General features: G+C 39.1%; 20 protein-coding genes and 3 rRNA genes. 20 read left to right on the forward strand and 3 right to left on the reverse strand.

The features are described 5' to 3' along the window. Positions 1–272: 272 nt before the first annotated feature. From BN3004_RS02265 to BN3004_RS02330, 14 genes are all read left to right on the forward strand, one after another. Positions 273–1,808: ribosomal RNA gene (locus BN3004_RS02265) — 16S ribosomal RNA — on the forward strand. A 380-nt stretch (positions 1,809–2,188) separates the two neighbouring features. Further along, positions 2,189–5,049 (forward strand): 23S ribosomal RNA (locus BN3004_RS02270). A gap of 35 nt (positions 5,050–5,084) precedes the next feature. Beyond that, a 5S ribosomal RNA gene (gene rrf, locus BN3004_RS02275) occupies positions 5,085–5,201 on the forward strand. The 16S, 23S and 5S rRNA genes sit together here, the layout of an rRNA operon. Positions 5,202–5,320: 119 nt before the next feature. Next, positions 5,321–6,169 carry a MerR family transcriptional regulator gene (locus BN3004_RS02280; RefSeq protein ID WP_058259651.1) on the forward strand — a complete coding sequence of 283 codons (849 nt, stop codon included), beginning with the start codon at positions 5,321–5,323 and terminating at the stop codon, positions 6,167–6,169. A 77-nt stretch (positions 6,170–6,246) separates the two neighbouring features. Next, positions 6,247–6,993, forward strand: coding sequence for a YfjL-like protein (locus BN3004_RS02285; protein WP_058259652.1), 747 nt, complete (start codon positions 6,247–6,249; stop codon positions 6,991–6,993). 70 nt (positions 6,994–7,063) lie between these two features. Next, positions 7,064–7,594, forward strand: coding sequence for a helix-turn-helix domain containing protein (locus BN3004_RS02290; protein ID WP_058259269.1), 531 nt, complete (start codon positions 7,064–7,066; stop codon positions 7,592–7,594). Beyond that, positions 7,564–8,451, forward strand: a complete 888-nt coding sequence (locus BN3004_RS02295; RefSeq protein ID WP_242854171.1) for an IS3 family transposase — start codon at positions 7,564–7,566, stop codon at positions 8,449–8,451. The genes BN3004_RS02290 and BN3004_RS02295 overlap by 31 nt, the downstream gene beginning before the upstream one ends. A gap of 162 nt (positions 8,452–8,613) precedes the next feature. Next, positions 8,614–10,581, forward strand: a complete 1,968-nt coding sequence (locus BN3004_RS02300) for an HsdM family class I SAM-dependent methyltransferase (protein WP_058259653.1) — start codon at positions 8,614–8,616, stop codon at positions 10,579–10,581. Next, positions 10,574–11,626 carry a restriction endonuclease subunit S gene (locus tag BN3004_RS02305; protein ID WP_058259654.1) on the forward strand — a complete coding sequence of 351 codons (1,053 nt, stop codon included), beginning with the start codon at positions 10,574–10,576 and terminating at the stop codon, positions 11,624–11,626. Before BN3004_RS02300 ends, BN3004_RS02305 begins: the two co-directional genes overlap by 8 nt. Before the next feature lie 2 nt (positions 11,627–11,628). Next, the gene (locus BN3004_RS02310; RefSeq protein ID WP_058259655.1) at positions 11,629–12,162 is read left to right on the forward strand and encodes a restriction endonuclease subunit S; all 534 of its coding nucleotides are present in this window, start codon (positions 11,629–11,631) and stop codon (positions 12,160–12,162) included. A 73-nt stretch (positions 12,163–12,235) separates the two neighbouring features. Continuing rightward, the gene (locus BN3004_RS02315; protein ID WP_196792461.1) at positions 12,236–12,397 is read left to right on the forward strand and encodes a hypothetical protein; all 162 of its coding nucleotides are present in this window, start codon (positions 12,236–12,238) and stop codon (positions 12,395–12,397) included. Then, positions 12,397–12,729, forward strand: a complete 333-nt coding sequence (locus BN3004_RS02320; RefSeq protein ID WP_058259656.1) for a hypothetical protein — start codon at positions 12,397–12,399, stop codon at positions 12,727–12,729. The genes BN3004_RS02315 and BN3004_RS02320 overlap by 1 nt, the downstream gene beginning before the upstream one ends. A 240-nt stretch (positions 12,730–12,969) precedes the next feature. After that, complete coding sequence (locus BN3004_RS02325; RefSeq protein WP_058259657.1) at positions 12,970–13,293, forward strand: ArsR/SmtB family transcription factor; 324 nt, start codon at positions 12,970–12,972, stop codon at positions 13,291–13,293. A 49-nt stretch (positions 13,294–13,342) separates the two neighbouring features. Continuing rightward, positions 13,343–14,413 (forward strand): methyltransferase domain-containing protein, encoded by a 1,071-nt coding sequence (locus BN3004_RS02330; protein WP_058259658.1) that lies wholly within the window; start codon positions 13,343–13,345, stop codon positions 14,411–14,413. 66 nt (positions 14,414–14,479) lie between these two features. Here the strand turns inward: BN3004_RS02330 and BN3004_RS02335 are convergent, their stop codons facing one another. Beyond that, positions 14,480–15,385, reverse strand: a complete 906-nt coding sequence (locus tag BN3004_RS02335) for a radical SAM protein (RefSeq protein WP_058259659.1) — start codon at positions 15,383–15,385, stop codon at positions 14,480–14,482. A 252-nt stretch (positions 15,386–15,637) separates the two neighbouring features. Between BN3004_RS02335 and BN3004_RS02340 the strand changes: the two genes are divergently transcribed. The 4 genes from BN3004_RS02340 to BN3004_RS02355 all read left to right on the forward strand — a co-directional run bounded on the left by BN3004_RS02340 (position 15,638) and on the right by BN3004_RS02355 (position 18,447). Continuing rightward, positions 15,638–16,357 carry an HAD family hydrolase gene (locus tag BN3004_RS02340; RefSeq protein WP_058259660.1) on the forward strand — a complete coding sequence of 240 codons (720 nt, stop codon included), beginning with the start codon at positions 15,638–15,640 and terminating at the stop codon, positions 16,355–16,357. 13 nt (positions 16,358–16,370) lie between these two features. Then, a complete protein-coding gene (locus BN3004_RS08320) occupies positions 16,371–16,988 on the forward strand; it encodes a type II toxin-antitoxin system HicB family antitoxin (protein WP_058259661.1) in 618 nt (205 codons plus the stop codon). 71 nt (positions 16,989–17,059) lie between these two features. After that, positions 17,060–17,590: a helix-turn-helix domain containing protein gene (locus BN3004_RS02350; RefSeq protein ID WP_058259269.1), complete on the forward strand. Its 531-nt coding sequence runs from the start codon at positions 17,060–17,062 to the stop codon at positions 17,588–17,590. Then, a complete protein-coding gene (locus BN3004_RS02355) occupies positions 17,560–18,447 on the forward strand; it encodes an IS3 family transposase (protein WP_242854171.1) in 888 nt (295 codons plus the stop codon). The genes BN3004_RS02350 and BN3004_RS02355 overlap by 31 nt, the downstream gene beginning before the upstream one ends. A gap of 149 nt (positions 18,448–18,596) precedes the next feature. On the opposite strand, the gene BN3004_RS02360 is transcribed toward BN3004_RS02355, so the two are convergent. Together BN3004_RS02360 and BN3004_RS02365 are read right to left on the reverse strand one after the other, a co-directional pair. Next, positions 18,597–19,475, reverse strand: coding sequence for an isoaspartyl peptidase/L-asparaginase (locus BN3004_RS02360; protein ID WP_058259662.1), 879 nt, complete (start codon positions 19,473–19,475; stop codon positions 18,597–18,599). Between the two features lie 8 nt (positions 19,476–19,483). Then, positions 19,484–20,596 carry an amidohydrolase family protein gene (locus tag BN3004_RS02365; RefSeq protein ID WP_058259663.1) on the reverse strand — a complete coding sequence of 371 codons (1,113 nt, stop codon included), beginning with the start codon at positions 20,594–20,596 and terminating at the stop codon, positions 19,484–19,486. Positions 20,597–20,677: 81 nt separating this feature from the next. Between BN3004_RS02365 and ybaK the strand changes: the two genes are divergently transcribed. Beyond that, on the forward strand, positions 20,678–21,160 hold the full coding sequence (gene ybaK, locus BN3004_RS02370; protein ID WP_058259664.1) for a Cys-tRNA(Pro) deacylase: 483 nt from the start codon (positions 20,678–20,680) through the stop codon (positions 21,158–21,160). Positions 21,161–21,179: 19 nt separating this feature from the next. Then, the gene (locus tag BN3004_RS02375) at positions 21,180–24,020 is read left to right on the forward strand and encodes an insulinase family protein (protein ID WP_058259665.1); all 2,841 of its coding nucleotides are present in this window, start codon (positions 21,180–21,182) and stop codon (positions 24,018–24,020) included. Positions 24,021–24,047: the final 27 nt, after the last annotated feature.

Below are 24,047 nucleotides of genomic sequence, written 5' to 3' on the forward strand. Positions count from 1 at the left end.
TAATTTCTCTTCTATTATATATATACACTATGGGTAGTAGTGAGTACATAAGCAATATACAAGTGTAAAAAGAAAATTAAAAAAATTTAAAATTTTTTAAAAAAACCCTTGACAAATAAGATTTTAAATGGTAGAATGGATAAGTCATCTGGAAAAACCATATGACAAGCAAAACTGAATAAAAGTGAAAAGAACGATTTAAACCAATCAATTTTTATTGATAAATAATTTCGAATTTAAGAGCCAAGGATAACTTGGGATTAAATAACCATTTAATCGAGAGTTTGATCCTGGCTCAGGACGAACGCTGGCGGCGTGCTTAACACATGCAAGTCGAACGATGAAAGAGAATCCGATCTCTTCGGAGTGAAGAATCTCTGGATTAGTGGCGGACGGGTGAGTAACGCGTGAGCAATCTGCCTTACACAAAGGGATAGCCTCGGGAAACCGGGATTAATACCATATGATATCACATTTTCGCATGAAGAAGTGATTAAAGAATTTCGGTGTAAGATGAGCTCGCGTCCCATTAATTAGTTGGTGAGGGTAACGGCCCACCAAGATAGCGATGGGTAGCCGATCTAAGAGGATGACCGGCCACATTGGAACTGAGAAACGGTCCAAACTCCTACGGGAGGCAGCAGTGGGGAATATTGCACAATGGGGGAAACCCTGATGCAGCGACGCCGCGTGAGCGATGAAGGCTTTCGAGTCGTAAAGCTCTGTCCTATGGGAAGATAATGACGGTACCATAGAAGAAAGCCCCGGCTAATTACGTGCCAGCAGCCGCGGTAATACGTAAGGGGCGAGCGTTGTCCGGAATTATTGGGCGTAAAGAGTGCGTAGGCGGCAAATTAAGTCAGATGTGAAAACTAAGGGCTCAACCCATAGATTGCATCTGAAACTGATATGCTTGAGTCAAGGAGAGGAAAGTGGAATTCCTAGTGTAGCGGTGGAATGCGTAGATATTAGGAGGAATACCGGTGGCGAAGGCGACTTTCTGGACTTGAACTGACGCTGAGGCACGAAAGCGTGGGGAGCAAACAGGATTAGATACCCTGGTAGTCCACGCCGTAAACGATGAGTGCTAGGTGTCTGCTTTTAATGAGTAGGTGCCGTACGTTAACACATTAAGCACTCCGCCTGGGGAGTACGTACGCAAGTATGAAACTCAAAGGAATTGACGGGGACCCGCACAAGCAGCGGAGCATGTGGTTTAATTCGAGGCTACGCGAAGAACCTTACCAGGACTTGACATACCAAGGAAAGTTTTTAGAGATAAAAACCCTAGATTTATCTACCTTGGATACAGGTGGTGCATGGTTGTCGTCAGCTCGTGTCGTGAGATGTTGGGTTAAGTCCCGCAACGAGCGCAACCCTTACATTTAGTTACTAACAGGTAGTGCTGAGGACTCTAGATGGACTGCCGATGACAAATCGGAGGAAGGTGGGGATGACGTCAAATCATCATGCCCTTTATGTCCTGGGCTACACACGTGCTACAATGGTCGGTACAAAGAGAAGCTAAATAGCGATATCAAGCAAACCTCAAAAAACCGATCCCAGTTCGGATTGATCTCTGCAACTCGAGATCATGAAGCCGGAGTTGCTAGTAATCGCAGATCAGAATGCTGCGGTGAATGCGTTCCCGGGTCTTGTACACACCGCCCGTCACACCATGGGAGTAGGCAATACCCGAAGCCTGTGAGCTAACCATTTGGAGGCAGCAGTCGAAGGTAGGGTCAATGACTGGGGTGAAGTCGTAACAAGGTAGCCGTATCGGAAGGTGCGGCTGGATCACCTCCTTTCTAAGGAGAACATTAGTTCTTTTCACTTTGGGTTCTGCTTTAAATCAATCAGAAACTAACTTACTATATAAAGAGTAGGAGGGTTTATATGAAAGATTTTATAATATCAATTAACAATAATTATCCAGGCATAATTTATGGCTTTGTAGGAGCTGCACTATTCGACTTAATTAAATATATAATTAGAAAAGTGCGTAAAAACAAGTAGAATATTGCCGAAATATTTATGGATCTTGAAGAACTTAAAAAAGGTGCAAATCCTTTTAGATCCAAAACCAAATAAAACTTAATAACCATAATCAAATGAAAACGAAACGACATTTATAAAGAAAAAATACAGTAAATTTTAACAATAAGCGTTAAAGGATTTTATAAAAATAGGTCAAGTTACTAAGAGCGCAGGGCGGATGCCTTGGCACCAAGAGGCGAAGAAGGACGTAGAAAGCTGCGAAAAGCTCCCTAGATCTGCAAACAAGAAACGAAAGGGAGATATCCGAATGGGGCAACCCACTTAAGCAAACCTTAAGTATCTATATATGAATAAAATAGTATATAGAGGCAATACCGGGAGAACTGAAACATCTAAGTACCCCGAGGAAAAGAAAGAAACATCGATTTTCAAAGTAGCGGCGAGCGAAATGGAAAGAGCCCGCTTAAAGAAATACTAAGAAAGTATCCGAATGATCTTGGAAAAATCATCCAAAGAAAGTGAAAGACTTGTAGGAAAAGATATTAGTGTTTCAATAAGCTTTACGAGTACCACAAGGCACGAGAAACCTGGTGGGAATACGGGAGGACCACCTCCCAAGGCTAAATACTACTTGGTGACCGATAGAGAACAGTACCGTGAGGGAAAGGTAAAAAGAACCCCGAAAGGGGAGTGAAATAGAACCTGAAACCCTGCGTTTACAAGCAAAGAAAGCACGTGAAAAGTGCAATCTTGTACTTTTTGTAGAACGGGCCAGCGAGTTACTTTTGTAAGCAAGGTTAAGAAGTTAAGCTTCGAAGCCGAAGAGAAATCAAGTCTTAATAGGGCGACATAGTTTACAGGAGTAGACCCGAAACCAGGTGACCTATCCATGAGCAGAGTGAAGTTAAAGTAAAATTTAATGGAGGCTCGAACCGGGTGTGGTTTAAAACACATCGGATGACTTGTGGATAGGGGTGAAAAGCCAATCGAACCTGGAGATAGCTGGTTCTCCTCGAAATAGCTTTAGGGCTAGCCTTTAGGATGTTTAATGGAGGTAGAGCTACTGACTGGTTGCGGGGTGTTTATACATTACCAAAACCTATCAAACTCCGAATGCCAAGAAAACAAACCTAAGGAGTCAGACTATGTGGGATAAGCTTCATAGTCGAAAGGGAAAGAGCCCAGACCATCAGCTAAGGTCCCTAAATACCGATTAAGTGGTAAAGGATGTGAAGTTACCCAAACAACTAGGATGTTGGCTTAGAAGCAGCCATACATTTAAAGAGTGCGTAATAGCTCACTAGTCGAGTGACCTTGCGCCGAAGATTTCCGGGGCTAAATCGGATACCGAAGCTATGGACTCATTCTTGAGTGGTAGAGGAGCATTGTGTAATAGGTAGAAGCAGTATCGAAAGGCGCTGTGGACGAAACACAAGAGAGAATGCTGGCATAAGTAGCGAGAAGGAGTGTGAGAATCACTCCCGTCGAAAACCTAAGGGTTCCTGAGCAAGGCTCGTCCCCTCAGGGTAAGTCGGGACCTAAGGCGAGGCCGAAAGGCGTAGCCGATGGACAAGTAGTAAAAATTCTACTACTATCAATTATCGTATAAATGAAGCGGGGACACAGAAGGATAAGCTAAGCGTACCAGATGGAAGAGTACGCTCAAATAAAAAGGCATGCCCGGAGTAATGACCAGGCTAAGCCAATTTATGATGAGGATCGAAAATAAGTAGAGAAGTAGCCGATTTCACACTGTCAAGAAAAGCCGCTAAATAGATAAAAGATACCCGTACCGTAAACCGACACAGGTAGGAAAGGAGAGAATCCTAAGACGCGCGGAAGAACCTTTGTTAAGGAACTCGGCAAAATGACCCCGTAAGTTAGCGAGAAGGGGAGCCAGAGCGATCTGGCCGCAGTGAATAGGCCCAAGCGACTGTTTACCAAAAACACAAGTTTCTGCTAAGTCGAAAGACGACGTATAGGAGCTGACACCTGCCCGGTGCTGGAAGGTTAAGGGGAAATGTTAGCAATAGCGAAGCATAGAACTTAAGCCCCAGTAAACGGCGGCCGTAACTATAACGGTCCTAAGGTAGCGAAATTCCTTGTCGGGTAAGTTCCGACCCGCACGAAAGGTGTAACGATTTGGGCACTGTCTCAACAAAGGATCCGGTGAAATTGAAGTAATGGTAAAGATGCCATTTACCCGCGACAGGACGGAAAGACCCCATGGAGCTTTACTGTAGGCTGACATTGGATTTCGGTAGTACATGTACAGAATAGGTGGGAGACAAAGATCCTGGTACGCAAGTATCAGAGGAGTCAAAAAGTGGGATACCACTCCTGTAGTGCTGGAATTCTAACCTTGAGCCGTGATCCGGTTTAGGGACACTGTCAGTTGGGCAGTTTGACTGGGGCGGTCGCCTCCCAAAAAGTAACGGAGGCGTTCAAAGGTTCCCTCAGCACGGACGGAAATCGTGCAAAGAGTACAAAGGCAGAAGGGAGCTTAACTGCGAGATAAACAGATCGAGCAGATGAGAAATCAGGACTTAGTGATCCGGTGGTACCACGTGGAAGGGCCATCGCTCAACGGATAAAAGCTACCCTGGGGATAACAGGCTTATCTCCCCCAAGAGTTCATATCGACGGGGAGGTTTGGCACCTCGATGTCGGCTCGTCTCATCCTGGGGCTGAAGTAGGTCCCAAGGGTTGGGCTGTTCGCCCATTAAAGAGGCACGCGAGCTGGGTTCAGAACGTCGCGAGACAGTTCGGTCCCTATCCGTCGTGGGCGTAGGAAATTTGAAAGGAGCTGTCCTTAGTACGAGAGGACCGGGATGGACAAACCAATGGTTTATGAGTTGTAACGCCAGTTGCATAGCTCAGTAGCTACGTTTGGAAAGGATAAGAGCTGAAAGCATCTAAGCACGAAGCCCCCCTTAAGATAAGATTTCCTTTAAGTAAGACACCTTGAAGACCACAAGGTAGATAGGCAGTAAGTGTAAGAGTAGTAATACTTTGAGCCTAACTGTACTAATATGTCGAAAACTTGATCAAAGACGCTTAATTGTGGAATTATGGTTATTAAGAAATGTGGCAGCAATAGCAAGAGGGAAACACCCGTAACCATACCGAACACGGAAGTTAAGGCTCTTAACGCTGAAGGTACTTGGTTGGAGACGACCTGGGATAATAGGTAGCCGCCACTTGATTTAAACAGTTCATATTTATATGAGCTGTTTTTTTTATAAATTATCATATTTTTATTAAAAGTGCTTGACATGAACCTTGGGGACAGTGATATATTTTACTTAAGGAGGTTGATACTATGTTAAGAAATGAAGTTCAAGACAAAACTAATTTAAGCAGAAAGGCAATTGAATACTATGAAGAAAAGGGGCTAATTCATCCAATAAAGCTTGAAAATGGCTATAGGGATTATAGCGACGAGGATGTCGAAGTTTTAAAAAAGATTTCACTTTTAAGAAATTTAGAACTAAGCATATCAGAGATTGCTCTGTATCTTGACTCAAAGGAAGAGGCTTTGGCATCTATACTAAGAAGAAAAGAGCATGAACTTGATATTTTTGAAAAGAGAAAAAACGTTCTTAAGCTTATTGTAAAAGGTGAGAGCGTGGACCTTATTAATGAAGAGCTTGCTATTATTGAGGCGCAGGAGACTATATATGATAAGCTTATTAGAATTTTCCCAGGATATTTTGGACAGCTTATTTTTTCATCTTATAAAATATTTCTAAATGAAAGCTTGAACAAAGACGAAGAAGCTGCTTTTAATGAATACATTAAGTTTTTAGATAGTCTTCCAAATTTTGAATTAAGTAAGGAAGAGAAAGATTATATAGAGACGATAAGTTCTAGCTTTGATATGAAAACTTTAGACGATTTAAATAAAGGAAAGCTTATAGCTATTGAAAATTCAAAGACTTGGCTTGAAGAAAATGAGGACTATATCAAAGTTTATAAAGAGTATAAAAATACTGATGAGTATAAAAATGGTTTGATGAAGTCAATTCAAGATAAGCTTAAAAAGTTTATGCAAGAAAATAATTATTATGAAAAAGCAATTCCATTAATTAGAAAGTTCAGTAAAAGCTACGACGCTTACTATGAAAAGCTATTAAAAGCGAATGAAGAATATTTAAAATTTAACAAATAATCATAGCCGCATGTTTTCTATGCGGCTTTTTTGCGTAAAAAGTCATTTTGTGGTATAATTCATTAAAGGAGGCTATTATGAAAGGATTAAAAAGTTTATCATTATTTTTAGCAATACTATTAATATTTTGCGCAATACTCATAATTCTCTCATTCTTTGGCAATCCCATCAGCAGGATTATTGCGGATATGGCGGCGGATAAATATTTAGAAACACACTACACGGACCTTGACCTTGTGCACGAGCGTGCTTACTACGACTTTAAGGATGGGAACTACGTCGTAAGGCTCTGGGACATGAATAGCATTGACACGAAGTTCAATCTTGAGTACGATAGCTTTGGCAAAATGAAGCGCGATACTTATGATGAGAGGCTTTTCAACACTTACCGTAGATACATCGATTTTTTATATGATTTAGGAGAGGAAATAGCTAAGGATAATGGCCTAGGCTTTGAGCTTTGGCTAAGACCAGATGATAACTTTGATTATAAAGCGCATCTCACACTTGATCAAGACTTTGATGCAGATAATTTGCCAAGTAAGGTGAAGGCAGACTTTAAGGCTTATGCAGAAAAACCAAGCTTAGATGATTTAATGAATGGCCTTAAAAAAGTCTACGAGGCTCTTAAGGAAAGGAATATAGCTGCGAGTTCATACTCAGGACTTGTAATTCCTAACGATGACAAGGAAGAAGATGGCGAGGCAGAGACTTGGGAAAATGGGATCAGCGTCAATGCTGTGCCCGAAGAAGTGATTGTGGATGGGGATATGGATGAACTAAAAAGGATATACGATAAAGGAAATAAGATTTTATATAAGTGATACAAAACTATAAGCGTGGCTCGTTGTACTGCCCCCTTAAATCCGGACACGGAAATAAGGGGGTATTTTAATGAAAAAAATAACATATGAAGAGAAATTAAAAATAGTAAAAGAAAACCAAGAAGGATATGGACAAATTTATCTATCGAAAAAATATGGGATATCTAAAGATACAATTCGAAATTGGATTCAGTCATATGGAATGTTTGGTGAAGAAGGCCTCAAGAAAAGTATTAAAAATAGTTCATATAGTGGAGAATTTAAATTATCTGTGATAGAATATAGGAAAATAAATGGTCTATCCTACAAAGAAACTGCAGAACACTTCAAAATCAAACAGCCATCCACAATAGCTGTCTGGCAAAGGAAGTATAAAGAAAAAGGTTTTGAAGGTTTATGTGGGAAGAGAGGAAGGCCAAAGAAACTAGGAGATTCTAATATGAGCAAAGATAAGATAAATGAATTTACCCCTTCAGAAAAAGAAGAGTTAATTAAATTAAGACAAGAAAATCTATACCTAAAAGCAAGGCTAGAATACGAAAAAAAACTGGAAGCCTTAGTTCAAAAGAGATTGCAAAAAACAAAGAAAAGACCAAAATAATTTTTGAACTAAGGCAAAAATACAAGAAATTACCTTTAAAGTATTGGCTAGAGACTGCTGATTTGCCAAAAAGCTCTTACTATGAATGGGAGAAGAAACTACAGGAAGTAAATACAAAAGAAGCCAAAGATATTGAAAGAGTAAAGAGAGTAGTTGAAGAATCCAAAAGAAGATATGGCTACAGAAGAGTGTGCTTACAACTAAAAAAAGAAGGCATAATTATGAACCATAAAAAAGTTCTTAGAATCATGAAAGAAAACAATCTCTTATGTAACAAGTATGGCTTAAGAAGAAAAGCCTACTCATCATACAAAGGCAATGTAGGTAAAGTTGCTAAAAATAATTTAAATAGAGACTTTTATGTGGATAAGATAAATACAGTATGGGTAAGTGATGTAACAGAGTTTAGAATAAGAAATTCGGAAATAAAACTCTACCTATCTCCAATAATGGATCTGTATAACGGAGAAATAATTTCCTACAGCATAAGCAAATCTCCAACAGTAGAGTTCACACTAAAGTCATTAAAAGACGCAATACAAACCATACCTGTAAAGCATAACTTAATGATCCACACCGATCAAGGCTTTCATTACCAACATAGGAGTTGGGTATATACACTTGAAAAATATGGGATCAAACAGAGTATGTCTAGAAAAGGAAATTGCCTAGATAATTCACCCATGGAAAATTTCTTTGGATTGTTAAAACAAGAGATGTTTTACTGTGAAAACTACAAAACTATTGAGGAATTAGAAGCTGCTATTAGAGAATATATTGACTGGTATAACAACAAGAGAATAAAGACAAAATTAAACGGCCTGTCACCTGTTGAGTACAGGTTACAAGCCGTGTAATAAACGCGGTTATTTTGTCCGGGTTTGTGGGTGCATATCACGTCCACGCTTTTTCTATTGCCATAATTTATAAGAAATTTCAATATTATAAAGTATTCTTATAGTTTCTTGTAAATATATGTGTTATAATAAAACTATATTAAATTATGTGAGGTGTAATTTATGAGCAAAAAAGAAAAAGCAACAGATCTTTGGGTGTATGATCTTCTTAAAGAAGCACATATTGACTTAGATCCGCAAGGCTCTTCAATAAAGGAACTTGATGATGCATTAAAGACAGCATCTAAGAGAGGAACTAGCAAAGTTGGCTATCCTGAGTATATAGGAGTAGTGCGTGATTTTATAATTGTCATTGAAGATAAAAAATCCATTTCTATGCACGAAAAACGAGATGATAATGACATTTTATCTGAAGATATTGATTCAATATGTAATTATGCTGTCAATGGTGCTCTTTTTTATGGAAAACACCTTGTTAAAAACACTTCTTATAATAAAGTAATAGCCATAGGTGTGTCTGGTTCAGAAAAGAAACATAAGATTAGTCCTATATTTATAAATGAGAGAGAAGATTATTACGAGTTGAAAGAAATTGAAACATTTATTTCATTTAATGAAGATAATATTCAAGAGTACTACACAAAAGAGATATTAAAAGAGGATACTGACTTTGAAAAAGAAACATCAGAAATACTTAAAGACGCGGCTACGCTACATGAAGACTTAAGAAATTATGGCTCAATTCAAGATAAAGATAAACCTTTGATAGTTTCAGGAATACTTCTTGCCCTAAGAGAGATAGAGTACGGATCTTTTTCTATTGATTCTTTGACAGGAGACACAAGAATTACAGACGGTCAAAAGATTTATAACGCCATCGAGGCAAATCTTCAAAGGGCAAATGTTTCTCCAGAAGTAAAGAGGGATAAGCTTCTTAGTCAGTTTGCAGTAATAAAGAACACTACAAAGATAAATCAGATAGATCCAGTGCTTGGCAAGACACCTAACAAGCACTATACAGAGTTTCTTTATAAAAGCATATATAGATCCATAAGATTTCATCAATCGGGAGAGGACTACCTTGGCCGTTTTTATGGCGAGTTTATGTCCTACTCAGGTGGAGATGGTCAAAGCTTAGGAATAATACTTACACCAAGACATATAACAGAGTTATTCTGCGAACTTTTAGATTTAAAGCCAGAAGACAAGGTACTGGATCCATGTTGCGGAACGGCGGGATTTTTGATAGCTGCAATGCACAATATGCTTCAAAAAACAGATGATGAATTTGAAAAAAGTAATATAAGGAAGAATCAATTATTCGGTATAGAAGATCAATCGTATATGTTTACCATAGCGACAACTAATATGATACTTAGAGGCGACGGCAAGAGTAATTTAGAGAATCAAGACTTTTTAAAGCAAAATCCAGCTAAGCTTCAATTAAAGGGATGTACTGTTGGGATGATGAACCCGCCATATTCACAAGGGTCTAAAGATAATCCAGGACTTTATGAAATATCATTTACAGAACACCTTTTAGATTCCCTTGTAGAAGGAGCAAGAGTTGCAGTCATAGTGCCACAATCAACCATGACAGGCAAAACTAAGTATGAACAAGAAACAAAAGCCAATATACTTAAGCATCATACACTTGAAGGCGTAATAACCTTGAATAAAAACACATTCTACGGAGTTGGGACAAATCCTTGTATAGCAGTTTTTACAGCAGGAGTAGCGCATAATAAGGATAAAGTATGTAAATTTATAAATTTTGAAGACGATGGATTTGTAGTTGCGAAACACATAGGACTTTTAGAGACACCATCTGCAAAAGACAAAAAACAGCATCTTTTAGACGTTTGGTTCGATAGAGTTGAAGCTGAAACTAAGTTTTGCGTTGAAACAACCATAGAAGCAAGCGATGAGTGGCTTCATTCTTTCTACTACTTTAACGATGAAGTGCCAACAGATGAAGACTTTAGAAATACAATAGCAGACTACATTACCTTTGAAGTCAATATGATTACTCACGGCAGAGGCTACCTTTTTGGCTTAGATGATGAAGAAGATATGGACGAAGCAGAAATTATATCCATGGCAGCAGAAGAGGACGAGAGATATGATTAAAGATAGATTGTCCTTAAATGATGTTGAGTGGGGCGAGTTTAGGATAAAAGACTTGTTTGATGTTGTTCAAAGAGGTAAAAGACTTAAAGTAGAAGACAGAATTTCTGGAGATGTGCCATTTGTAACTGCTGGAATGAGCAATAACGGGATTAGTACTTTCATAAAAAATCAAACTCAAAAAGAATATTATAAAGCTATAACAATTGATATGTTTGGAAACGCATTTTATCAAAATGGTAAATTTAAATGCGATGATAATATTACTGTTTTAAAAAATAAAATTTATTCGAAAGAGATATATTTGTTTTTAGCAAGTCGTATAAATATATTATCGGAGAAGTACTCATATGGCAAGCAGCTTAGACCAAATAGGTTAGACAGAGATATAATAATATTACCTATAGATAATAACGGAAAACCTAATTGGCAATTCATGGAAGATTACATCAAGCAAGAACAAAAAATAATCGCACAAAAAGTTATTAACTATTATGAAGATAAAATTATAAAGACAGGCTTTGATCTACTTGGACTTGAGGATGCAAAGTGGCGTAGCTTTAAGATAAAAGATATATTTGACATAAAAGCAGTCAAAGGCAAAACTTTGTCCTCATATCCAGAAGGTGCTACTCCATACGTTTCGACATCAAGCTTAAATAATGGAGTTAGTGGTTATGTTGATGCTAAAGATGGTATCAGCAATGAGAAATGTATATCTATCGACCCTATAGCTGGTAAGGCTTTCTATCATAATTATAACTTTGTTGGCAGAGGTGGAGCTGGATCAGCAATAAATCTTTTATATAATCAAAATTTGGATGAAAATAATTCTCAATTTATTTTGACCATGATAGAAAAAGTATCAAGAGAAAAAGCTTCATATGGTGTTGCTTTAAATGGTGAGAGGTTAAAAAATATGAGATTAACCTTACCAGTAGATGAAAAGGGCGAGCCTCATTGGGATTACATGAGTAAGTTTATGGAAAAGATTGAACAAGAAAAGCTCGAGAAAGCGCTTAACTATATATATATATATATAAGTTAGCCATTTGCGAGGCGCGTAAGCTTCCTAAACTTGAAGAAAAAGAGTGGGGAGAGTTTTGGCTTGAGGATATTGTGGATATTAAATCTGGAATCGATATTTATGAAAAAGAACGAGTTGATGGAAATATTCCTTATATAACTGCTAAATCTGTTGACAATGGTATTGGCTATTTTGTAAGCAATACTAACAAAACATTAGAGAGCGATTGTATAAGTATAAATCGTAATGGTTCAGTGGGATACGCTTTTTATCATCCATATCCTGCATTATTTGGTAATGATACTAGAAAATTAGTTCAAAAAAATAAGAATAAATATAATTCTATTTTTATGACAAGATGTTTAATCAATCAAAAAGAAAAATACGGTTATGGATATAAAATGGGAACGGAAAGATTAAAAAGACAAAAACTTCTTCTTCCTATAAACAAATTTGGCAAACCAGACTATAGCTACATGAAAAAATACATGCAGATAGAGGAAATAAAACAGGCATATAAAATCGTTGATTACTATATAAAATCAATTCAAGCATAAGCGTGGCAGTCCCACGCTTTTCTTTAGAACTTTTAAGAGATTAAAACCTAAGAAAGTTTATGTTAATGATGCAATGCCAGAAAGTGTATTTGAAAATAGAACAGAAATAAGATCTAGACTTAAAAACAATGGACTAGAAAAAGTTTATCTCTATAAAGGAGAATATATTGTAATTACAGGAGTAGGATCGAATGGATTTATAGTATCAGTTTATCCAGGAGGAGGTTCAAAATAATGAGAAAATTAATAATAATGTTAGACTTTGTATCTGGTCCGCTTTGGAAGGATATTTATGACGCAAAAAAGAAAGAATTAGTTACAGGCATAGATGTAGTTGACAATGATGAATACATTCAAAATCTAAATGATGAAATTTCTAATTTATATTCATCTTATTACAAAATCAACTATAAAGATGAAGCATTATATTTTGATAAAGAACAAGAAAAGAAAGATAAATATAAAATGCTTGGTCTATTAGAAAAGCTTAGAAAAAGACTTGATGAATTAAACGATGGCTCTTTTGAAATTGATGACAGAGAAACTGAGAGAGTTAGAAATTTATAAAGAAGAAAAACAGTTATATAAAATCAATTCAAGCATAAGCGTGGCAGTCCCACGCTTTTTCTATTGCCATAAATAATATCAATACCAAACCCATCCATTATAAAGAAATTTAATGCATCTGTAAATTCTCCTATTTAGAGCAAATATATAGAAAAAATTCTATATATTTAGTAAAAACATATTGACTTTTTTCTATATGTATGTTAGTATTGATTTAGAAAGAAGAAAGGAGCGAAAAATATGGTTGAAAATATTTATGAATCTATTTCTAAAAAGCTTAAGGCGATATCGGATCAAAAGAGGCTAAAGATTGTTGACATGCTATCTTGCGGGGAGCTATGTGCCTGTGAGATTCTTGAAAAGTTTGACATCACTCAGCCAACTTTGTCGAGTGACATGAAAAAGCTTGAGGAGGCAAAGCTTGTCAAGAGCCGACGCGAGGGCAAGAATACTTACTACACGCTAAACAAAAAGGCGCTTGAGCACTTCCTTGAGCAGCTTGAGTACATCTTTGGTGACAAGCCTGATTGCATCTGTCACAGTGAGGAGAAGATGGATTACTAATTTTAGGCAAGATTGAATTTATACGATACAATTAGATAAGGAGGCTAGTATGAAAGATATTAGAGAAGAAGTTAAGAATTATTACTCGAAGGTAACTACTGTTGATGACGGCAAGATGGAGACTAAGATCTGCTCCTGCGCTCTTGATGGCAGTCCTAAGTACATTAACGAGGCGAGAAAGATGATTCCTGATGAGATTATCAAGCACTTTTACGGCTGTGGATCACCGATACCGCCTGCACTTGAAGGTATGACTGTTCTTGACCTTGGCTGCGGCACTGGTCTTGACGTTTACACCATTTCTAAATTAGTCGGGGAGCATGGCAGGGTCATAGGTGTCGACATGAACGACGATCAGCTTGCCATTGCTAGAAAATATCAAGATGAGATGGCGGAAAAGTTCGGCTACAAGAAGTCCAACGTTGAGTTCAAAAAGGGCTACATCGAAGATTTGAAGTCTATTGGCATTGAAGATGGCACAGTGGACATAGTCATTTCAAACTGCGTTATCAACCTAAGTCCTTACAAGGAAGAGGTATTTAAAGAGATTTGGCGCGTTCTTAAGACTGGCGGCGAGCTTTACTTTGCGGACATATTCGCGGACAGACGCTTTGGAGAAGATATCTCTATGGATTTAATTCTAAGGGGCGAGTGCTTGGGCGGCGCTATGTATATAGAAGACTTTAGACGTCTACTTAGAAAGATAGGTTGGGAAGACTTTAGATATATTAAATCAAATAAGGCTGCCATTGACAATGAAGATATCGAGGTAATGGTAGGCAATGTAGAGTTTTACTCTCACACTATAAAGGCTGTTAAACTACCTGAACTAATTGAGGACATCTGTGAGAACTATGGACAAGTAGCGACTTATAGAGGCGGCATTGAAGGCTCGGAGCACTACTTCGACCTTGATGACCACCACAGATTTTACAAGAATCTTCCGCTTGCTGTCTGCGGCAATAGCTGTGCGATGATTGAAAACACAAGACTTGCGAAGTACTTTGACATAATGGGCGACAGAAGCGAACACTTCGGCGCTTTTAGTGGATGCTCCACTGCGCCAAAGACTGATGGTGCAGCAAATGACGACTGCGGCTGCGGCACTGGCTGCTGCTAAAATTTTGCTAAGAGATATATAATAGAAGATAAAAAATAACTGTGAGATTAATCTCACAGTTATTTTTTACTCCTTACTCCACACTTGCCACTTCCTCATCTCGTTTTTTCTTAGTTCCTTCTCAGTATTTCCGTCCCTATACTCCTTCAATTTTCTCAGCATATCCTCTTTCCCTTCAGGGAATTTTGCAAGCAGTGGCAAGGGATTGGTCTTGTGCGTTGCCTTGATTACTGTACTATTCTCAAGATTTTGGAGTATATATATTTCCTCAGCTAAAACGTCTTTTATGGCAAGTCTCGTAAATTCTTTCGCGCGAACGAGGTCCTTAAGCGGCGCACGCTTGAATATTACCGTAGTTACGAAGACTATTTCGAATGGCTTTATCTCGTTTAATAGTTTTGCCGTTCCTTCTCTATGAGCCAGGGTCAGCTCTTTGCCGCCAAGGCCGAGCATGATGTAGACGGAGTAGCTGATGCCAAGCCTTTCAAGCTTTTTGCAGGCTCTTATGCTATCCGAAACGCTGTGTCCCTTTTTGTGAAAGCTCAAAACTTCGTCCGAACCGCTCTCAAGCCCTAAACATAGCCTATCTAGGCCCATTGCTTTAAGGCGAAGCAGCTCCTCATCAGTCTTGTGAAGGACGTCACTCGTGCGCGCAAACATCGATATATACCCCACTTCGAAGTACTTGTGTATAAGAGCAAAGACAGCTTCAAGGTAGGAGGCTTTTACGCATAAGGGATTACCCTCAAGCAGTGTAAATTTCTTGGGGCTGCGTCTCATATTGTCGTATTTAATTTTTTCCTTACGCAAATAGTCCTCGATCTCGGCGAGCTTGAAGAGGTGAAATTTCTGCCTAAAATTCAAATCGCAGTAGAGGCACTTTTGGTAGGAACAGCCAGATGTCACGGGCACCATGACGTTGTGCATTTCGGGCATCGGCGTGTACATGTAGATGGGGTAAAATTTGTCCATAATAATCTCCTTTAATTATACTTACCCAATTTTATACAAATATGTTAATTTCGCATTCAATCTAGCCCTTGAGCTCGTTCCCTCCTCAGCAATGCTCGAGTACATTAGTACACTCCGCTTGCTTCGTCAGTCCACATCGCCCAATCATCTAGATTGCTCTGCAAAATTATAATAAATGCATATTGCTATGATAGTTTTAAAAAATATGCTATAATATAGATAATAATTATAAAAATATGGAGGAGTTTATATATGATATTTTTCGATCTAGACGATACAATTCTCAATACAGCAAAAACAAATCTACTAATTTTTGAGCGCGCGCAAATGGATTTGCACCTAGCCATGGACGCAGACGAGTTCAGAGGCCGCATAAGGACTGCACTTCGCTCGCGCATGATCAGGCACTTGGACTTCGCCTACAACGAGAGCATCGGCATCGATCCACTAGACTACATGCTTATGGAGGAGCCATACGAAGAAGAAAGGCTAGAGCTATTCAAGAATGGGGTTTATGACGATGTGAAGGACATTTTGGGCGAAGTAAGTCAAGAAGAATTTTTCGCGGCCTTTTTGAAGAGACGCTTCGACTATACTGAAGCAATTGAGGGCATGCTAGATTTAATAAAGGATTTAAAGGCTGCCGGCCACAAGATCGGCATAATCACTGACGGCATCAGCGAGGTGCAACACAGAAAGTCGCAAACCCTAGGACTTGACACGCTTGTAGACCACGTCTTTGCTTCGGGCGACTTTGGTTATGGTAAACCCGATACGAAGTTTTTCTTCGGCGCTATGAAAGCGGCTGGCGTTAGGCCAGAGGAGTCCATTATGATAGGTAACAACATCGACTCAGACGTTTTCGGCGCACTTGCAAGCGGCATGAGAGCCATATATTTTGGCGTGAAACCAAAGAATTACGTAGTTACATGGGCAAGTAGCGCAGATGAATTAAGAAAGATTTTATTATAGGCTGTGGTTTATTATGAAAATTGTTGACCATTATTCATATCCAGCGATTGTCACTTATTTTGATAACGGCTCTACTGAAACATATTTTCCTGATTTTGATATTTATACTGGCAGTGAAGATGACAAGGATCTGATGAAATACGCAAAAGAGCTTCTTTCTGTACTTATAGAAGGGATTTTAGATGATGAAGAGTTTTTACCAGAGCCGAGCAAATTGCAAGATTTGACGCTTCAAGACAATGAAAGAACTATGCTTGTTGAAGTTTTTGTGCCAAGTGAAATAAATATAAAGAAGAATGTTTCTGTTTATCCTTGTGTAGTAAGGCATGAAGATGGTGTTTATTATGCTAATTTTCCTGACTTTGACGCCTGCTTTACTGATGCTGAGAGCTTAGATGAACTTTTTGTAAACACAAAAGAAGTTTTAAACGGGCTAATAAATACTATTTATGAAAATGACATGGATGTGCCTATGCCAAGTGAGGCTGATGATATAAAGCTAAAGAGCGGTGAGTTTTTAATTTTAGTAAAGGCTGATTTATCTAGAAATATGATTGAAAACGCTTATATAAAAAGCGATGAAAAGTATTATAAGGACCTTGTAAAAAGAGCTTCAGATATGGAAAAATAAATAGAGATAGCAAAAGGCGAGGGTTTGTACTGCCCCCTTAAATCCGGACACGGAAATAAGGGGGTATTTTAATGAAAAAAATAACATATGAAGAGAAATTAAAAATAGTAAAAGAAAACCAAGAAGGATATGGACAAATTTATCTATCGAAAAAATATGGGATATCTAAAGATACAATTCGAAATTGGATTCAGTCATATGGAATGTTTGGTGAAGAAGGCCTCAAGAAAAGTATTAAAAATAGTTCATATAGTGGAGAATTTAAATTATCTGTGATAGAATATAGGAAAATAAATGGTCTATCCTACAAAGAAACTGCAGAACACTTCAAAATCAAACAGCCATCCACAATAGCTGTCTGGCAAAGGAAGTATAAAGAAAAAGGTTTTGAAGGTTTATGTGGGAAGAGAGGAAGGCCAAAGAAACTAGGAGATTCTAATATGAGCAAAGATAAGATAAATGAATTTACCCCTTCAGAAAAAGAAGAGTTAATTAAATTAAGACAAGAAAATCTATACCTAAAAGCAAGGCTAGAATACGAAAAAAAACTGGAAGCCTTAGTTCAAAAGAGATTGCAAAAAACAAAGAAAAGACCAAAATAATTTTTGAACTAAGGCAAAAATACAAGAAATTACCTTTAAAGTATTGGCTAGAGACTGCTGATTTGCCAAAAAGCTCTTACTATGAATGGGAGAAGAAACTACAGGAAGTAAATACAAAAGAAGCCAAAGATATTGAAAGAGTAAAGAGAGTAGTTGAAGAATCCAAAAGAAGATATGGCTACAGAAGAGTGTGCTTACAACTAAAAAAAGAAGGCATAATTATGAACCATAAAAAAGTTCTTAGAATCATGAAAGAAAACAATCTCTTATGTAACAAGTATGGCTTAAGAAGAAAAGCCTACTCATCATACAAAGGCAATGTAGGTAAAGTTGCTAAAAATAATTTAAATAGAGACTTTTATGTGGATAAGATAAATACAGTATGGGTAAGTGATGTAACAGAGTTTAGAATAAGAAATTCGGAAATAAAACTCTACCTATCTCCAATAATGGATCTGTATAACGGAGAAATAATTTCCTACAGCATAAGCAAATCTCCAACAGTAGAGTTCACACTAAAGTCATTAAAAGACGCAATACAAACCATACCTGTAAAGCATAACTTAATGATCCACACCGATCAAGGCTTTCATTACCAACATAGGAGTTGGGTATATACACTTGAAAAATATGGGATCAAACAGAGTATGTCTAGAAAAGGAAATTGCCTAGATAATTCACCCATGGAAAATTTCTTTGGATTGTTAAAACAAGAGATGTTTTACTGTGAAAACTACAAAACTATTGAGGAATTAGAAGCTGCTATTAGAGAATATATTGACTGGTATAACAACAAGAGAATAAAGACAAAATTAAACGGCCTGTCACCTGTTGAGTACAGGTTACAAGCCGTGTAATAAACGCGGTTATTTTGTCCGGGTTTGTGGGTGCATATCAGTTTTCCTCGCCTTTTTACTTACTTAATCAAAATCACTTCTTTAAACAATTTCACTTACTCAATCAAAATCACTTCTCAAACCAAAATCACTTACTTAATCAAAATCATTTACTTAATCTTTTCTATTTCTCGTCCAAAGTCTCTAGCTATATACATCGTCGTTTCGCCACCCTCTTCACTTACTATAAATGGAAACTCGGCTATATTTGTCGCGGCGCCCCATGCTCCGTCCTTACCAACTGCAATTACCGAGAAATCGCGCGGCACTTTGCCCTTCGCCCTAAGTTTTGCGTCTAAATCCATGACTGCCTTTGTCGCGGCGTCTTGAGGACTTAGGCCACCTGCCATTAAACTCACTATTGCATACGAAAGTGTTCCTTTAATTATGTCTTCGCCGACGCCTGTTGCAGCTGCGGCGCCTACTTCGCTGTCCGCATATAGACCGGGACCCACAAGCGGCGAGTCGCCCACGCGGCCCCTTTTTTTCATGAAGAGACCCGAGGTCGATGTTGCTGCTATAGATCTTCCGTCCTCTGCAATGAGGCCACAGACTGTATCGTGGCCCTTATAAACCTTTGGTTTCTTCGCCCTTTCTTCGAGCCAGCGCTTTTTTGCTTCGTCCGTTAGCATCTCTTCTTCCTTAAAACCCGCTTCCTTAGCATGTTTCAGAGCGCCTTCGCCGACTAAAAAGTTATTGTACTCATTATCAATAAGCGTATAAGCGACTGAGACAGCGCTCCTCATATTTCTTAAGCCAGCAACTGCGCCAAAATGCAGATTGTCCCCGTTCATGATGGCTGCATCGCACTCAACGACCCCATCTTCATTCGGTAGGCCACTGTAGCCGACTGAGTGAAAATCTTCGTTCAGCTCAACATCTTTTATTAAAGTAATCAAAGCTTCTTCAAGCGGTTCACCTCTTAAAAGCGCCTCGCGTGCGAGCTTCGTTCCTTTGTATGCCATTTTCCAAGTAGCTATAATCGTCATAAGTCCTCCTAAAAATCAGAAAAATTAGTCTTGCGAAGAACTTTTTTATCCTTCATCTCAACAATGCCCTTGCTAATAACTGTGTCAATATTGTCATTATCATCAAGCGCCATAAGGTCAAGTGAAAGCCCTTCCTTGATCTCGCCTGTGATATGGTCTATTTCAAGCGCTTTCGCTGCGTTTGTCGAGGCAAGTTTAATCATCTCACCAAGACCATAGCCATAGTTATGGGATAGCGCCTTTATAGTGTCGAAAAGCTCTGTAATCTTTGCAGCGCCTATACCTAAGAGCTCCTTGTCCTCGGACCAGATAGGCACTGAGCCGTTCGAGTCCGACGAAAGCGTGATTTTATCGAATGGCGCGTTCTTTATCGCGTAATCGATGGCGTCAAGACCATCCTCTCCTGCAGTGAAATCTGCGTATCCACCCATATTCATAAACTTAACGGCGTCGTCCACTATGTTTTTGCAATGTGTTGGCCTAAAGACTTTGATCGGGATCTCGTGTTTTTCAAGGACGTGGAAGACTTTCGAAAGGCCTTCCTTTCCCAGTCCGCCCGTATGCATGTGTAATTCGCCCACTTTGCCGGCGAAGAGGCCTCCTAGGTAGCACTCGCTCGCTAGCCTTACGAGTTCGTCTTCTGTGATGTAACTTGCTCTGTGGTCTGAAATTGCTAGCTTACAGCCGATTATCTCACTTATGTAAGTGATGTCTTTTTTAACTGAGCCTGTTATGGTTTTAGAAGGAAACTCGTATGCGCCAGTCAGCGCAAAGGCTCTGACGTTGTACTCATTAAGTGCCTTGACCTTGGATACGAGATTTTCAACCGAACGCGTCGTGCTGTCAGTCCCAAGCAGGCCAACGAGCGTCGTCACACCCGCCATAATTATGTCCTCGTACTTTATCTCGGGAACGCGCGACGTCGGCCCCATCTCTCCGCCGCCACCAGTCACGTGTACGTGGCCATCGATTAGCCCAGGAAAAACTCTCTTTCCCTCTAAATCTATCTCCTCAATCCCATAATAATTTTCTATATTTTCCTTTATCATGGTAATTTTGCCGTCCAAAGACAAGATGTCTACACCATTACCATTATAATTTGCATTTTTAACAAGCAGCATAAATCCACCTCCACTAAGTAAATCATAGCACAAAAGCATGACTATGACAATAGTTTTGGGTATAATTAACTAGGTGATTTTATGAAAAAGACAAATGCGATGCGCCTTCTTGAAGCGGCGGGCGTGAAATATGAGGAGTTTGAATACGATGCGAGCCTTGGAATCAGTGGAACTGACGTCGCTCGCACTCTTAATGAAGATGTGAATATGGTTTTCAAGACCCTAGTCACTGAGACAAATAAAGGGGAACACTTTGTTTTTATAGTGCCCGTGGCGATGGAACTCGACCTTAAAAAGGCGGCGAAAGCAGCTGGCGCGAAGAAAGTTGATATGCTTAAGCAAAGGGATTTACTGCCACTAACAGGCTACGTGCATGGCGGCTGCTCACCCATTGGCATGAAGACGAAACTTAAGACATTTATCGACGCATCGGCGATGGATAAGGAATATATTTACGTGAGCGGAGGCAAAGTTGGCTTGCAAATAAAACTAAGTCCAGCGGATCTAATCGAGCTAACGGATGCGACCGCCATTGACATAGTCAAGAGCGCTGTGTTACAATAAGAATAATTGAGGTGATTTAATGAACGAAAAATTTTCTTTAGTAGAGAGTGGATTTATAGACGAAATAAGTTCAGCGTATAAGATTTTTACGCACAATAAGACTAAGGCGAGGGTCATCAAATTTGAAAATGACGATGACAACAAGGCCTTTATGATAGGATTTAGAACGATTCCAGAGAATTCAAAGGGCATAATGCACATAATTGAGCACGCAGTTTTGTCAGGCTCGAAAAAATACACAACGAAGGAGCCCTTCATGGACCTTGCAAAGTCGTCACTTGCAACGTTTTTGAACGCGATGACTTTCCAAAATATGACAGTTTACCCGATTTCATCAAGAAATGCGAAGGACTTCTACAATTTGATGGACGTTTACCTAGATGCTGTCTTCAATCCGAGACTATTAACTGATAAAAGAGTCTTTCTTCAAGAAGGAACTAGACGCGAAATTTTTAATAAAGATGACGAAATTCAGTACCAAGGCGTCGTTTATAACGAGATGAAGGGCGCTATGTCATCCTCCGAAGAGTTCATCTACCAAGCGATGCAAGAGGAGATGTATCCCGGTAATTATCCCGCTTTCAACTCGGGAGGCGACCCTTACGAGATCATCAAACTGACTTATGATGAGCTTCTTGACTACTACAGAAGGCACTACCACCCATCGAACTCCTTCACAGTTTTGTATGGCGATGGCGATGTAGACGAGGAATTAGAACATCTTGACGAGTTTCTATCCGCCTACGAGTACAAGGAAATTCCGAACAAAATCGGCATGTGTTTAGCGAAGGACAGTAAAAAATTTATTGAGCGCGCTTACCCAAACGATGTCTCCGACAAGCACAATTACGCATATAGCTTCATCACAGGCGATATCGACAATACTCGTGACAGCATTATGACAGAGTTTTTGAGTAAGTACCTAAGCTATTTCTCAAATTCGCCGCTTAAGAAGAAGATCCAAGAGATGGGCATTGCGAGTGATTTACTAAGTTACTCCAACTATGGCTATGGTAATGGCAACTTCACTGACATAAATATAATTTTAAAAGACGCAGATGGCGGCAAGGCGGATATTTTCAAAGATGCTGTAGAAGAAGAGCTTGAAAATATCAAGGCTGGCCGCATCAATGGCGATATCTATGACTCGGCGCTTAACCTTATGGACTTTACCCTTAAAGAGTTTGCAAACACTGCAACAAAGGGCATTGCACTTGCGCTAAAAGCTGTGGCTATGTGGCTATTTGACAAGTCGCCAGCGACTGCCTTTGCGTATAATGCTACGCTTGAGGAGCTTAAGAAGGACAAAAACGCTTTTATGAACTTTGTGAAAGAAGTGCATAAGGACCCTAAGCTAATAGATTTTTACCCAGTTAAGGACTTTTACAAGGACAGAGACGAGGCCGAGAGAAAGGCGCTTGACGAGTACAAGGCAGAGCTTTCAAATGAAGAGCTAGAGGTGCTAATTAAGGAAAATGAAGATCTTAAGTCTATGCAAGAGGCAGGAGACAGTAAAGAAGCACTTGCTAGCATACCGACACTTAAGCTAAGCGATTTGCCACGCGATATTGAAAAGCTTTCGCTTGAGAAGATTTCTGACTCGGCTTATTATTCTAAGGAAGATAGCAAGATCTGCTACTTAAACCTATTCTTCGACATTTCTCACATTGCCGAAGAGGACTACGTGAAAGTCGCTAATTTAGTGGATTTGCTTGCTGACATCAAGACAGAGAAGTCATCGAGAGAAAAGCTTGAGACCGACATATTCAAAACTACTGGCGCGATAAATTTTGCTGCGAGCGTTGTGAAAAATTACAAGAACGGCAAATTGACTCCGTTTGTGCAATGCAGCGCGAAGTTTACGAAGGATAAGGCAGTGAGCGCGATGAAGCTTATTGACGAGATCATCAAGTACTCCGACCCGAGCGATGAAAAAGTTTTAAAGATGAACGTTTTGGAAAGCGTTTCAGACTTTGATAATAACGTACTAAACATCGCCCCAGCCATCGCTATGGATGTAGCTAAGGCGCAAAGCCTTGAAAAAGAGAGACTTACGCTAAAACTTCATGGCATAGAAAAATTCATTCACCTTAAAGAATTGAAGGCGAACTTCGATGAGCTTAAGGACGAAGAGATAAAAGACTATGAAAGACTAATGAAGACTATGTTTAGAAAAGATGGCTTTATCTCACACTATTCTTTTGAAGGAAGAATAGCTGAGCTAGATAAGGCTATAGCAGAGCTAGAAGCATCACTTGAGAGCATAGAAGCTCCAGCCATAAACGTAGAAAAGAAAATGGAAAAGAAAAATACTAAGTTTATCGTTTCATCAAAGGTTTACTTCAATGGTATGGCGACTGACTTAGATAGCGACAACGACGGCGATGTAGAAGTTTTAAGACAAATACTGTCGAACGACTACCTACACACAGAGATCCGTGCCAAGGGCGGTGCCTACGGCGATGGCTTAAGTGCAGGTATCGACTATCTTGCAGAGTTTACCTTCAGAGATCCGCACGTTGCGAGAAGCTTAGGCGTTATGAGGAAGTCCGCCGAGTTCTTGGAGGGCTGCGAGCTTGACCAAGACGAGCTTGAGAGAAGGAAGATCGCATCGACACTGAAGTTCAATAAGGCTTACGGCAAGGGTCAAAAGGGCAAACTTGCCTTCGTGAGAATGCTTCAAGGCATGACAGAAGAAGACGATTTGAAGGCTTATAGAGAGATTTTGGATACAGATTTGGATAAATTGAAGAAAAAGTACGTGGATAAATTGAAGAGACTTGAAGATGCTCCGGTGGCTGTTATTGGACCGGATGGAGACGATGGGATAGAGTATGATAATATAATTGATATAAGATAAATCTATAAATCTTAAAAAACTGTGGGA

Origin of the sequence: Fenollaria timonensis, assembly GCF_001457835.1 — a bacterium.
GTDB lineage: Bacteria > Bacillota > Clostridia > Tissierellales > Peptoniphilaceae > Fenollaria > Fenollaria timonensis.

Coding starts and splice junctions, on each gene's coding strand:
- BN3004_RS02280 (WP_058259651.1), top strand. CDS start 5,321: ATGTTAAGAAATGAAGTTCAAGACAAAACTAATTTAAGCAGAAAGGCA.
- BN3004_RS02285 (WP_058259652.1), top strand. CDS start 6,247: ATGAAAGGATTAAAAAGTTTATCATTATTTTTAGCAATACTATTAATA.
- BN3004_RS02290 (WP_058259269.1), top strand. CDS start 7,064: ATGAAAAAAATAACATATGAAGAGAAATTAAAAATAGTAAAAGAAAAC.
- BN3004_RS02300 (WP_058259653.1), top strand. CDS start 8,614: ATGAGCAAAAAAGAAAAAGCAACAGATCTTTGGGTGTATGATCTTCTT.
- BN3004_RS02305 (WP_058259654.1), top strand. CDS start 10,574: ATGATTAAAGATAGATTGTCCTTAAATGATGTTGAGTGGGGCGAGTTT.
- BN3004_RS02315 (WP_196792461.1), top strand. CDS start 12,236: ATGCCAGAAAGTGTATTTGAAAATAGAACAGAAATAAGATCTAGACTT.
- BN3004_RS02320 (WP_058259656.1), top strand. CDS start 12,397: ATGAGAAAATTAATAATAATGTTAGACTTTGTATCTGGTCCGCTTTGG.
- BN3004_RS02325 (WP_058259657.1), top strand. CDS start 12,970: ATGGTTGAAAATATTTATGAATCTATTTCTAAAAAGCTTAAGGCGATA.
- BN3004_RS02330 (WP_058259658.1), top strand. CDS start 13,343: ATGAAAGATATTAGAGAAGAAGTTAAGAATTATTACTCGAAGGTAACT.
- BN3004_RS02335 (WP_058259659.1), bottom strand. CDS start 15,385: ATGGACAAATTTTACCCCATCTACATGTACACGCCGATGCCCGAAATG.
- BN3004_RS02340 (WP_058259660.1), top strand. CDS start 15,638: ATGATATTTTTCGATCTAGACGATACAATTCTCAATACAGCAAAAACA.
- BN3004_RS08320 (WP_058259661.1), top strand. CDS start 16,371: ATGAAAATTGTTGACCATTATTCATATCCAGCGATTGTCACTTATTTT.
- BN3004_RS02350 (WP_058259269.1), top strand. CDS start 17,060: ATGAAAAAAATAACATATGAAGAGAAATTAAAAATAGTAAAAGAAAAC.
- BN3004_RS02360 (WP_058259662.1), bottom strand. CDS start 19,475: ATGACGATTATAGCTACTTGGAAAATGGCATACAAAGGAACGAAGCTC.
- BN3004_RS02365 (WP_058259663.1), bottom strand. CDS start 20,596: ATGCTGCTTGTTAAAAATGCAAATTATAATGGTAATGGTGTAGACATC.
- ybaK (WP_058259664.1), top strand. CDS start 20,678: ATGAAAAAGACAAATGCGATGCGCCTTCTTGAAGCGGCGGGCGTGAAA.
- BN3004_RS02375 (WP_058259665.1), top strand. CDS start 21,180: ATGAACGAAAAATTTTCTTTAGTAGAGAGTGGATTTATAGACGAAATA.